This window comes from Thalassospira sp. (assembly GCF_048059015.1).
In the GTDB taxonomy this organism is placed as follows: domain Bacteria; phylum Pseudomonadota; class Alphaproteobacteria; order Rhodospirillales; family Thalassospiraceae; genus Thalassospira.
Genome location: NZ_JBLLNT010000017.1, coordinates 1 through 12,535, shown reverse-complemented (window position 1 = coordinate 12,535; position 12,535 = coordinate 1). Strand labels below are relative to the sequence as shown.

Annotated in this window: 11 protein-coding genes; 7 read left to right on the top strand and 4 right to left on the bottom strand. The window is 52.9% G+C overall.

Features of this window, described 5'->3' with window-relative positions:
* Positions 1 to 4: 4 nt before the first annotated feature.
* From leuD to ACMZ66_RS19380, 3 genes are all read left to right on the top strand, one after another.
* On the top strand, positions 5 to 616 hold the full coding sequence (gene leuD, locus ACMZ66_RS19390) for a 3-isopropylmalate dehydratase small subunit (protein WP_416939767.1): 612 nt from the start codon (positions 5 to 7) through the stop codon (positions 614 to 616).
* A 90-nt stretch (positions 617 to 706) separates the two neighbouring features.
* The gene (gene leuB, locus ACMZ66_RS19385) at positions 707 to 1,810 is read left to right on the top strand and encodes a 3-isopropylmalate dehydrogenase (RefSeq protein ID WP_416939765.1); all 1,104 of its coding nucleotides are present in this window, start codon (positions 707 to 709) and stop codon (positions 1,808 to 1,810) included.
* 157 nt (positions 1,811 to 1,967) lie between these two features.
* The gene (locus ACMZ66_RS19380; protein WP_416939763.1) at positions 1,968 to 4,010 is read left to right on the top strand and encodes a hypothetical protein; all 2,043 of its coding nucleotides are present in this window, start codon (positions 1,968 to 1,970) and stop codon (positions 4,008 to 4,010) included.
* Between the two features lie 36 nt (positions 4,011 to 4,046).
* Here ACMZ66_RS19380 and sigJ read toward each other — a convergent pair whose 3' ends face one another.
* From sigJ to ACMZ66_RS19360, 4 genes are all read right to left on the bottom strand, one after another.
* A complete protein-coding gene (sigJ, locus tag ACMZ66_RS19375) occupies positions 4,047 to 4,997 on the bottom strand; it encodes an RNA polymerase sigma factor SigJ (protein WP_416939762.1) in 951 nt (316 codons plus the stop codon).
* 100 nt (positions 4,998 to 5,097) lie between these two features.
* The gene (locus tag ACMZ66_RS19370; protein WP_416939760.1) at positions 5,098 to 5,532 is read right to left on the bottom strand and encodes a carboxymuconolactone decarboxylase family protein; all 435 of its coding nucleotides are present in this window, start codon (positions 5,530 to 5,532) and stop codon (positions 5,098 to 5,100) included.
* 131 nt (positions 5,533 to 5,663) lie between these two features.
* Positions 5,664 to 6,086, bottom strand: coding sequence for a hypothetical protein (locus ACMZ66_RS19365; RefSeq protein ID WP_416939758.1), 423 nt, complete (start codon positions 6,084 to 6,086; stop codon positions 5,664 to 5,666).
* A gap of 224 nt (positions 6,087 to 6,310) precedes the next feature.
* Complete coding sequence (locus ACMZ66_RS19360) at positions 6,311 to 7,534, bottom strand: class I SAM-dependent methyltransferase (RefSeq protein WP_416939756.1); 1,224 nt, start codon at positions 7,532 to 7,534, stop codon at positions 6,311 to 6,313.
* A 565-nt stretch (positions 7,535 to 8,099) separates the two neighbouring features.
* Between ACMZ66_RS19360 and ACMZ66_RS19355 the strand changes: the two genes are divergently transcribed.
* The 4 genes from ACMZ66_RS19355 to ACMZ66_RS19340 form a co-directional block, all read left to right on the top strand.
* Positions 8,100 to 9,122, top strand: coding sequence for an aspartate-semialdehyde dehydrogenase (locus ACMZ66_RS19355; RefSeq protein ID WP_416939754.1), 1,023 nt, complete (start codon positions 8,100 to 8,102; stop codon positions 9,120 to 9,122).
* A gap of 182 nt (positions 9,123 to 9,304) precedes the next feature.
* Positions 9,305 to 10,255: a sugar-binding transcriptional regulator gene (locus tag ACMZ66_RS19350; protein WP_416939752.1), complete on the top strand. Its 951-nt coding sequence runs from the start codon at positions 9,305 to 9,307 to the stop codon at positions 10,253 to 10,255.
* Between the two features lie 198 nt (positions 10,256 to 10,453).
* Positions 10,454 to 11,764 carry an ABC transporter substrate-binding protein gene (locus ACMZ66_RS19345; RefSeq protein WP_416939750.1) on the top strand — a complete coding sequence of 437 codons (1,311 nt, stop codon included), beginning with the start codon at positions 10,454 to 10,456 and terminating at the stop codon, positions 11,762 to 11,764.
* A gap of 418 nt (positions 11,765 to 12,182) precedes the next feature.
* Positions 12,183 to 12,535, top strand: a 353-nt coding sequence (locus ACMZ66_RS19340) for a carbohydrate ABC transporter permease (protein ID WP_416939748.1), incomplete at its 3' end; no start/stop codon positions are given.

Here is a 12,535-nt window from a genome sequence, read left to right as displayed (position 1 = left end):
GATTATGGATAAGTTCATTAAGCTCACCGGTGTTGCCGCACCGCTGCCGATGATCAATGTCGATACCGACATGATCATTCCCAAACAGTTCCTCAAAACCATCAAACGTTCGGGCCTTGGCAAGAACCTGTTTGATGAAATGCGTTACGACGATAACGGCAACGAAATCGAAGATTTCGTTCTGAACAAGCCGGCCTATCGTAATGCCCAGATCCTGGTATCTGGCGATAACTTTGGCTGTGGTTCTTCGCGTGAACACGCACCGTGGTCGCTGCTTGATTTCGGCATTCGCTGCGTCATCGCGCCGAGCTTTGCTGACATCTTCTATAACAACTGCTTCAAGAACGGCATCCTTCCGATCCGTCTGCCGCAGGAAGACGTCGACAAGCTGATGGCTGATGCAGAACGTGGTGCCAATGCCACTGTAACGGTTGACCTTGAAAAACAGGAAATCACCGGTCCGGATGGCGGCTGCATCAAGTTTGAAGTCGAAGAATTCCGCAAGCATTGCCTGCTGAACGGTCTCGACGATATCGGCCTGACCCTGCAGAAAGCTGATGCGATCAACACATTCGAAGCCAAGCGCGCTGCGTCGCAGCCCTGGCTGTCGCTCTAATTCAAAAGGGGCGGTGAACATCACGTTTACCGCCCTTTTTCCATCGCTACGGGGTGAGCGGCCCCGAAAATATCTGGGAAGGATTCTTTTATGACCACCACCAAAAAAGTACTGATGCTGCCGGGCGACGGAATTGGCCCGGAAGTCATGCGTCAGGTTCAGCGCGTCATGGACTGGATGGCGAAAAAGCGCAATGTGAACTTCGAAATCACCGAAGGTCTGATCGGTGGTGCGTCCATCGATGCGCATAACAACCCGCTGACCGACGAGACCCTTGCCGATGCAATGGCAGCTGATGCTGTTCTGCTTGGTGCAGTTGGTGGTCCGAAATGGGATGACATGCCGTTCGACATCAAGCCGGAACGCGGTCTTCTCAAAATCCGTAAGGAAATGGGTCTGTTCGCCAACCTGCGTCCGGCACTCGTGTTTGACGCGCTTGTTGGTGCATCGACGCTCAAAGAAGACGTTGTTAAGGGTCTCGATATCATGATCCTGCGCGAACTGACCGGCGGCATCTATTTCGGTCAGCCGCGTGGCATCGAAGAGCGCGACGGTGTTCGTACCGGCTTTAACACCCTGGTTTATTCCGAGCCGGAAGTTGATCGCATCGCACGCGTTGCTTTTGACATGGCCATGAAGCGCGACAAGCGTCTGTGCTCTGTCGATAAAGCCAACGTTCTGGAATCCACCGTTCTGTGGCGCGAAGTTGTTGAACGCGTTGCCAAGGACTTCCCGGAAGTCGAAGTTGGCCACATGTATGTCGACAACGCTGCCATGCAGCTGGTTCGTAACCCGAAGCAGTTTGACGTGATGGTCACCACCAACATGTTTGGCGACATCCTTTCGGATTGTGCGGCTATGCTGACCGGATCGCTTGGTATGCTGCCGTCCGCATCCCTTGGTGCAGCAGATGCCGCAGGCAAACGCAAAGCATTGTATGAGCCGGTACACGGTTCCGCACCGGACATCGCTGGTCAGGACATCGCCAACCCGCTGGCAACCATCCTGTCATTTGCGATGATGCTGCGTTACTCGTTCGACATGGGCGACGACGCGACCCTGATCGAAGATGCGGTTCAGAACGTGCTTAAAGGTGGCCTGCGTACAGCAGACATCATGCAGCCGGGCATGGCCAAAGTTTCGACTACCGTCATGGGTAAGTCGTTGATCAACGAACTCGACAAGCTTGTCTAAATTTTCTGCTCAAACGACCATACATTAACAACAGGCCCGGCTGTTTACAGCCGGGCCTGTTCTTTTGAGCGGGTTGACACCCTCCGACCAACCCCGGAAGCTAAGTTGGTAATATAAACCAATCAAAGCGCAACTAAGCGCCATCCGGTGGGGTCAAATGAGCAAAAACAAGGTTATTCTGGGCGGTATCGCAGTGGTTGCTGTGGCGGCCATCGGCGCACATTTTGCCGCTCCATCATTCTTCGAGGGGCGCTTTCGCGACCATCTGACGACGCCGGGCTCGGGCCTTGGCGGCACGTTTGACAATTTCGAATTGTCCCTTTTTGGTCGCACCATGTTGGCAACCGACATATCCCTTCGCGACAGTAATGGCGTCGATTACACCGCCAAGATCATCCGTCTGGAAAACGTGAACTGGTTGACGATGCTCGATGCCAATCCGTTCGATAATATCCTTGCCGAAATCGTGACCGTCGATAGCGGCAATGTACAAATTGGCGGCCAACTGATTTCATCATCGGCAACGTCACTTGGAAACTTGCGCATTTCGTCAGCCCCGGATGGCTTGGCCTATGCTGTTGATCACGGCGAAATAACCGGTCTTGAACTCGATATCAGCCCTGAAAGCGCTGCAACAGCTGATAGCGTTGCTTTTGAAGACCTTGATCCGACCAAAGTCGGCAAAGTTGCGATCCAGAATGTGCGCTACACAGACCCAAGTCAGGACAGGACTCTTTCACTCGAAACGATGGCGGCCGACAATTGTGTCGCGACATCGCTAATGCCCGCGAACATTGTTAAGCCACAAACACCGATTGAGACCTGTGATGCCGTGTCCGGGACAGGCGTCGCAATTGATCTCGACAACATGAAACAAATCAAGGCCGCAACCTTTGCCATCAATCAGCTTAGCAAAGCGGGCGTCGATGCCGCGAACTTCACCGGCTTGCAATTTATCGAGAGCGAAACCGCTGTCACAAGCCTTGGTGAGATTGATATCAAAGGACTGGAGCAATCCCTGCAAAGGGATGCGTTCAACGATGACACTCGTATTGATGATCGCGAGTGGCAACATCTGATCGATAACTTCGCTGTTGAGCATTTGTCAATCCGGGACGTCCTTATTGAAAGTGACGACGACGCTGGAAAACTCGATAGTTTGACCGTTGATGGCCTGAAGGCAGGAGACCTTGCGAAACTCGCGATGTCCGGGATTGAGATCAAGATCAAGGACGACAAGGTCAATCCCAAATTGGCGCTTGGCAATTTCGAAGTTTCAAAACTGTCGCTCAATCTTTTGCATCGCATTTTTAACACCGCAGGTATTGATCCGAAAGTTGATCCAGAAGATCAGATGGCAAAATTCATGACCCAACCCATTGGGGAAACCGGCGTCCTGATGTCACCATTGGTGTATGAGGCATTTGTCTTCTCCGACATTTCATTCACCGGAAATAGCGACCCGGACAATCAATTCATGTTCGGGATAGAACGCGCCAACGGCAGCCTTGGAGAACCGGTCAGACTAAGCGGCTCCAACATGACCTTCGCCAAGAAAGCCTATACCGCGTACAATGGGGCCTACTTCGAGGTTTCCGACACGTCACCGCTCAAACCCCTGCTTTCCAAAATCCTCGGGGTCGAGGAATTTGATCGGATTACCCTACAGGGTGAAGGCAGCATCAGTTGGGACGAGGCAGAAGGAACCTATGAATACAGCCTCAAAGATACGACAATCGATAATGTTGGCGGTATCAGCATCTCGATCAAAGTCGGTAATCTTACCCGTGACGTCATGAGCGAATTGCTCGCGACCCGAATGAATGAAACCGAAAAACTCCAGACGATTGGTCTTACACAAATCGGTTTCGATGGCGCACGCTTTGAGATCAAAGGCGAAAAACTGGTAAAACTGTTTCTGCGTGCCATCGCACAAAGCAGCGGGCAATCTGTTGAAGAACTTCAGATGATTGGCGCCATTACCTTGATGCAGACCCAGCAAAACTTTGCGCAGTTCCCACAACTGTCTGGCAATATTGGCGAGTTGGCAAACTGGATCAATGATCCTCAACACCTTGTCATTTCGATGTCACCTGATCAGGTCGTTCCATTTAGTGTTATTGCGGCCGGCGGGTTGCAACCCGATACGGCAGCAAAGCTGGTCGGACTAACAATTCAGGCCAATGACAACGTCAAATAATCCCAACCACGATTAATTGCAAAAGGCCGGGTTTGATCACCCGGCCTTTTTCGTATCTGGTGTCACTTCAACTGCATCGCAAAGAAGAGGCTCAAACAGTTCAAGTTTGTCCGGATTACGATGGACGAACACATCGACCAGTTTGCCATCGTGTTCCGATGCACTGATCCCGGTGACGACCTTGCCGTCGACCGTCATCAGAAGCCAGTTTTCGCGCGCGTCAAACAAATAGAATATCCGTGCGCCCGGTTCACGTTTGCCCCAGACACCAACAAAGAAGCGCGCGACATTCAATGCGCCAAACACCGGATTAAGTGCTGCCGAAGCTTTACCACCACCATCGGAATGCATGATCACATCCGGGGCCAGTTGACTGACAAGCTGACTGACATCACCGATGCTGAGTGCCTTGATAAAGGCTTCGATCTTTGACTGTTCGCATGCCTGACCTTTGGGGTCCGGCGTTGGATCGCGTTCATCGTCACGCTGCATTTTGCGCCGTGCACGAAACAGGATTTGGCGCGTGTTGTTGGGTGTGCGTTCAATCACCGGGGCGATGTCATCATGCACCCAGTCAAACACTTCATGCAGAACGAGGGCGACGCGTTCGACCGGTGCCAAACGTTCCAGCATCAAAAGATAGGCCTGCCCTAACCCGTCCTGTTCAATCAGGTTTTGCTCCGCCTTGGGTTCTTCGACCGGAACCCATGGTTCGGGCAACCAGTTCCCGACATAGTTTTCGCGCTGCCGACGGGCGGACTTCAAAACATCAAGGCAGATATTGCTGCAAACCCGGACAAGCCAGCCGGTGGCATCATTGATCGTGTCATGGTCCTGTTTACGCCAGCGCAGCCAGACATCCTGCACCGCATCTTCGGCGTCGGCATGACTGCCCAGCATCCGATAGGCCAGCGCAGTTAAACGCGGTCGATGTGTTTCAAAAATCTGGTCGGCCATATCAGGTCCATCAAACGCATGAAGCGACACGGGATTTTCCCGTGTCGCCGGATATGATTTTCGGGCGGTCGACATCCTGCCCGAAAGGGGGCGGAGATGCAAAGGGGCGAGGTCACCCCCGCCCGGGGAATTACGCAAACTCATGCTGCGCAATTCCCAAACGGTTCCATGCATTCATGGTCGAAATGATGCAGGTCAGCTCAGAAATCTGATCTTTTTCAAAATGCTCGACCAATGCACGATGGGACTCTGAAATGCGTTCCTGCGACACACACTCGGTCAGGCATTCCGCCCAATCAAGGGCGGCACGTTCGGCCGGGCTGTAGCCATCTGCCGCACGCCAAACCGCAAGCATGGTCAACTTGGCAGCATCTCCGCCATGTTCGGCATGACTTTTTGAATGCATGCGTACGCAAAAGGCACACTGGTTGATCTGCGATACGCGGGCCTCGACCAGATCGCGCAGAACGTTTTCAATCTTGCCGCTTTCTTCAATCGAACTGGCAAGCGCATACATTGCTTGGAAAAGCTTCGGGCTGGTCTGGGGGAAATCAAAACGGCTCATGATGGTTCTCCTTGTTTGGTGGCGGGAAAACTCCCTTCTGCCAACAAGGACGAAACAGGGGTGAGCCGCGTTACAGCAACTCACCCCATTTTCTGAATTATTTATCGATGATGACGAAACCGGCAGAAACCCTAGACCATGTCGGCCTTTTCAAGTGCGATCGCGACGTTTTCGTGCATCTCCCAACGCCAGTCTTCGCTGTCCATCTGATTGCCATCAGCAAGGGTAAAGATTGCGGCCAAATAGTCACTGACATCGCTTTTGCACATCGGAAGGTCAGCGGCACTCGCGACCTTGGCGGCAAGCCGACCATATTTCTTGTTGCCCATGCGGCAGCCAAAATGGCCGACCGTATTGGCAAGTGTCAGTCCGGTAATCACACGTCCCGGCGCATTGGCGTGGGCACGCAGCATATCGCGTTCGCAGCTTGAAAGCTCAATCTTGGCAAAGGCACGCAGATAATCTTCGGGTTGGCCAATATGCGGAGCCGGACTTTTGGTGCCGCGCATATGGTCGCGTTCGTCCGTGTCGTCCCAGTTCATTGCATTTAGCATGTCGTTTCCTCCCGACAGAATGACCGGTGGATCGATTTTTCACATCTGTCGCGCCGGTCGATCACGCGATGTGGTTTTAACTTGCAGGCACGCGCTTTACTTCTTTGATGTGTTCATTGCTGCAAAACCGGCTACAGCATTTTCAATGGATGCTTTCCTCAATATGGGAAAGCTCCGCTACAAAATGAACAGGACGAGAAGCCATTCCTTCCCGTCCCGTATGTTCAGGCATAGTCAAAACCCGGCTTGGTAAAGACAAACTGGCCGACCCGCATACCACCGCCTCCTTCGGCATCGTCAAAGGCATTGATGCAGCCCGCCAGGTAAAACTCCCACATGCGTTTGAACTCATCATCATACTTTGCCAGATCAAGCTGATCAGAAATCGAACGGAATCGGTCGCGCCAGGCCTCCAACGTTCGGGCATAGTTGCGACCGGCGTGGAAGTGCGATGCTTCGACGATCAGGTTTGCTTGTTCTGCTGCCTCAATCACTTCATGCACAGCAGGTATATAGCCACCGGGAAAGATGTATTTGTCGATCCAGGGAGAGGTGTATTCAGCACGCGGTTTAATGATCGTATGGATCACCGCACGACCACCGGCTTTAAGCAGTTCACCGACCTTTTCGAAATAGGTTTTGAACTGATGTCGGCCGACATGTTCGAACATGCCAACCGAAACCACCCGGTCATATTTCCCGGCATTGGCATCGGCAAAAATCCGGTAATCAAGCAGGTGATAATCCAAACCCGATTTGGAATTATCGCCAAGCTCAGCCCGCTTTTCCTGCGCCCAAGCATATTGCTCGGTCGAAAGCGTAATGCCATGTACCTCGGCCCCGGTTTCACGGCGGATAAACCGGCTTAGCCCGCCCCAACCACACCCGATATCAACAACCCGCAAGCCAGGCTCATTGATCTTGAGCCGCTGGGTCGTCAGGCTCATTTTCCGATGTTGGGCTTCTTCAAGGGTTTGCGCCCCGTCATCCCAGAACGCACAAGAATACTGCATATCCGGATCAAGGAAGCGGGTATAAAGGTCATTGCCAATGTCATAGTGATGACGCACGCGTTTTGATGCGGCCTTCACCGTAGTAAATTGGGCAATCTGGAATTTAAGCGCCTGAAGTTTCTCAATGAAACTGCCAAAACCGTTGGCGGAATGCCCGCCTTCGAAATTCAGGCGCAGCACACGGATCAGGTCTTCCATCTCGCCACTGACAAGATTGAACCCGCCACGCATATAGGCTTCGCCAAAACCCGGGTCGGGGCTGAGTGCCATTTTCAGTGTGTTGGCCCAATCGGGTATGGTCATCGCGGCCCGTGGCGTTGTGCCATCACCCAAAACGATTTCGTGTTTATCATCCGCGCGAAAGACCAATGTTCCGCGTGTGACATGGTCCCGAAAGAAATCGAGAACCTTTTTCTGTGTCCAATCCAAACTCATCGGGTACGTCATCGGCCGTCCTTTTTGCAAAAGTCGGAACGGGGTCAGGACCCATTAGTTTGGTTTGAATGGCAGACGTTATATTCGGGAAATACAAGAAAAAGCCCGCCGCGCGGCTGGTATGCCGGTCAAATCAAACTAACGGGTCCTGGCCCTAGTGATCGCCCCATACGCAGCATCCCTGCATATTTCCACTGAACCCATTTTCAGGATCGTTTTATCAAGCCGTTCGGAAGGTCGTCAGGTGGTGGCACGGAAACGCGATGCGGCCCGTGTCGAAAAACAGAAATCAACCAAGCAAGATGCGAAACGATTCTGAATTCAGGTCCAGTCCATGAACCCCATCTGTAATTCTGCCAGAAATTTTTGCGATCTCAAGTAGTAATCATGGAAGCCATTCCAAGGATGCGCTTGCGCAATTGGCCCGAAAGCCTTACATCTCGCGGCAGATTATCAGAAATTATCCACAGGCATGTTTGCGCCGACCATCCGTTTGATTGCAGCGAATTTGCTGTCATACCCCGGATGGTACCAACATGCGCAATAGACTGAAAAGAGGCACTTGATGGGCTATAAAATCGCCGTTGTCGGCGCGACCGGAAATGTCGGGCGCGAAATGCTCAACACCCTTGCCGAACGCAAATTCCCGGCAGACGAAATCTTTGCACTGGCATCATCGCGATCCATCGGGCGCACTGTCGGCTATGGCGAAGATGACGAGGTCAGTGTTCTTGACGCGGCAACCTTTGATTTCTCGCGCGTCGATATTGCCCTGTTCTCTGCCGGTGGTGAAACGGCAAAAAAACTGGCCCCCAAAGCCGCCGAAGCAGGCTGCGTTGTCATTGACAATTCAAGCTATTGGCGCATGGAACCGGGTGTTCCGCTAATCGTACCGGAAGTAAACGGTGATGCCCTTGTCGGTTACGCCAAGAAGAACATCATCGCCAATCCGAACTGCTCGACCATTCAGATGGTTATGGCGCTTAAGCCGCTTCATGACATCGCAACGATCAAGCGTATTGTTGTTGCGACCTATCAATCGGTGTCCGGTGCCGGTCGTGCCGCCATGGACGAGCTGTTTAACCAGACCAAAGGCATCTACGTGAATGACCTTCCCAAGAAGGAAGAATTCACCAAACAGATCGCCTTTAACGTCATCCCGCATATCGACAATTTCATGGATGATGGCGCGACCCGCGAAGAATGGAAAATGACGGTCGAGACTCGCAAGATCCTGGATCCGGAAATTGCCGTTCACGCCACTTGCGTACGCGTCCCGGTCTTTGTTGGCCATGGCGAAGCGGTCAATATCGAGTTCGAAAAACCGATCACCGTTGAAGATGCGCGCAAAGCGATGAAGGACTTCCCGGGCGTTTCGGTTGTCGATTACCGCCAGGACGAAGGTTATGTCACGCCGCAGGAAGTTCAGGGTGAAGACAATGTCTTTGTCTCGCGCGTCCGCAAGGATCCGACCGTTGCCAACGGTTTGTCACTGTGGTGCGTTGGCGATAACCTGCGTAAGGGTGCGGCCCTGAACGCGGTGCAGATTGCCGAAAAACTTGTGGCTGAATTCCTGCCCAAGAAGTGATCCGGGTCACCGATCTGAAACCAAAACCCGTCCCTTGTGGGCGGGTTTTGTCGTTTGGGGATTTATAGATGCTGGTCAGAATTGGCAAAAAGCGTTAGGGAAAAAGGAACAAGTTTTCAGGGATAAAATATCCGTCGCCGACCCGGCTACTGATGCACAAAAAGAAATAACGGGGGAATCGGATGGTTAAGCGAACCCGCAAGGAAGCGGCCCGCCTTGATGAAGCAGCCCGCGCTGGCTGGCTTTATTATTGCGCCGGGAATACCCAAGACGAAATCGCCACAAAGCTTGGCGTTTCGCGTCCAACCGCACAGCGCCTTGTGTCGGCAGCCGTCAGCGAAGGTCTGGTCAAGGTCCGTCTTGATCACCCGATTGCGCATTGCATGGAACTGGGCAAAGCAATTAGCGAAAAATACGGCTTGGTCAATTGTGACGTCGTTCCGACCGACCCATCCGCACCCGAAGCCATGTTTGGCATGGCGCAAGCCGCTGCAACCTATTTGGAACGAGCACTTCAATCCCCTGATCCGCAGATCATTGCACTTGGCACCGGTCGCGCGATGCGCGCCATGGTCGATGAAGTCGGACGAATTGATGGTCGACATCACAAGATCGTCTCGCTTGTCGGTAATATCGCGCATGACGGGGCTGCCAGTTTCTATGACGCGGTGACTGATTTGGCCGACCGCACCCGCGCACCGCATTATCCGCTGCCGATCCCGGTTATCATCGAAGATCCCGAGATGCGCGCACATATGCAAAGCCAGCCACCGATGGACAATATCCTAAAACTGGCCCGCGAAGCCGATGTGCGATTTATCGGGGTTGGTCATCTGGGCGATGATGCGCCGCTGCATATTGATGGCTTTATCTCAAAAGACGAACTCACATCACTTCGCGACAGTGGTGGTATTGGCGAGGTGATCAGTTGGTCATTCAATGAAGACGGCCAGATCCTTGACCATCCGGTGAACCATTGTGTGACCAGCGCGCCTGCTGTTCAGCCCGCCACCAATACGATTGCGGTCGCCAAGGGTGCAAAAAAAGTCGCAGCGATTCGGGGTGCGATGCGCGGCGAGCTGATCACAACACTGATTACGGATGAAGCAACAGCAGAAGCTTTGCTGCGGTAGCACGTCTCGCTATTTCACGAGAATTAAACACATTCCAACCCTGTCAGCCCCGCTGGCAGGGTTTAGTTTTGTGCGCTGCAAAAACGATTTAATTTGACAAGGAAGGTCAAAATTGAGTGAATGCTCATCACCTGAACAAATGATCAAGACGAGCAATCAAGTTGCTCAACCGGGTACATAGTCCTTTTGGGAGGAAACATGAAACGCGTAATGGGAGCAGCGCTTTGTGCGTTGTTGGCAGGCGGTATCGCACACGCCAATGCCGAGACTAAACTGACCATCGCAACCGTGAACAACGGTGACATGATCCGCATGCAGAAGCTGACGGATGATTTCACCTCCAAGAATCCTGACATTTCCCTTGAGTGGGTCACGCTCGAGGAAAACACCCTGCGTCAGCGTGTCACCACTGACATCGCGACCAAAGGTGGCCAGTACGACATCATGACCATCGGCACCTATGAAGTTCCGATCTGGGCTGAAAAAGGCTGGCTCGCACCGCTCGACAAACTTGGTGCTGATTACGACACCGATGACCTGATGCCGGCGATCCGTTCTGCTGTTTCCAAAGACGGCGATCTGTTTGCTGCACCGTTCTACGGTGAAAGCTCGATGATGATGTACCGCAAAGACCTATTTGAAGCGGCTGGCATCACTGTCAATGGTCGTCTGACCTGGGACCAGACGCTTGAAATCGCCAAAAAACTCCACAAGCCTGACGAAGGCGTGTACGGCATCTGCCTGCGCGGCAAAGCTGGCTGGGGCGAAAACATGGCGCTGATCACCACCATGGGCAATGCTTATGGCGCGCGCCTGTTCGATGAGAACTGGAACCCGACCTTTGATAGCGCAGAGTGGAAAGCTGCTCTGGACATGTACACCAATGTTCTTGGTAACTACGGTCCTCCGGGCGCAACCTCGAACGGCTTCAACGAAAACCTGTCGCTGTTCAACTCTGGCAAATGCGGCATGTGGATCGACGCAACCGTTGCTGCGTCCTTCGTAACCAACCCGAAAGATTCCAAAGTTGCTGACAAGGTTGGCTTCACCGAAGCTCCTTGCGCAACCACCTGCACCGGCGCCAACTGGCTCTGGGCTTGGAACCTTGGCATTCCGATGGGTTCCCAGAAAGTAGACGCTGCTCAGAAGTTCATCGCTTGGGCAACTTCGAAAGACTATCTGGAACTGGTTGCTTCGAAAGAAGGCTGGGCTAACGTACCGCCGGGCACCCGTATGTCCCTGTACCAGAACCCGAAATACCTTGAAGCAGCACCGTTCGCTGACGAGACCCTTCTTGCTATCGACAGTGCAGACCCGATCAACTCGACCATGCAGCCGAAACCGTATGTTGGTGTTCAGTTCGCAGCGATCCCTGAATTCCAGGGCATCGGCACCACGGTTGGTCAGCAGTTCTCCGCAGCTCTTGCCGGTCAGATGAGTGTTGAACAGGCTCTTGCAGCCGCTCAGTCCAGCACCGACCGTACCATGCGCAAGGCTGGCTACTACTGATGCATCACAGGCCAGATTTCAAATCATCGCACATCTGAATTGATTTCTGGCCTGAGCCTCCTTGACCTGATGAACTTAGGGTGGCGGCTCAGAGCAGGTTGCCGAAATTCTGATACTCTTTGTTTGATTTAGGCGTGACGTTTGGCAAGGCACAGCGCGAAGAACGATGCGGCGCATCGATCAAGCGATGTAACGAAGCGAAACGCCGCCTAAATTAAACCCTACGGCCGGAAAAATTTTCTGCCCCGCAGCGTCAAAGACCTCGTAAGTAGCACCGCTACGCACTTCGGTCTTTTCCTTGCAGGACAGAAAATTTCATCCGGCAAAGAGAACCAGAATTTCGGTAACCTGCTCTGAATAACCGCCACCCTCTTTCCATCTGGAAGAGGATCAGCAACATCAAAACGGGGAGCACATCATGTCGACACGGGCCTCGACCCTTACCGGGCGCATTATGTCCGCACCGTCGATCATCGTCCTGTTCTTGTGGATGGCCGTCCCGCTGGGCATGACGATTTACTTCTCCTTCCTGCGCTACAATCTGCTGTCGCCGGGAATGGAAGAGTGGATTGGTACACTTAATTACGAATTTTTCCTGACAGACCCTGCGTTTTTCGCATCCCTTGCAAATACTCTTTTGCTGGTGGGTTCTGTTCTTGTCATCACCGTGGTTGGCGGCATTCTGCTTGGTCTGATGCTTGATCAACCGATCTTCGGGCGCGGAATTTTACGCCTGCTGGTGATTGCACCTTTCTTCATTATGCCGACCGT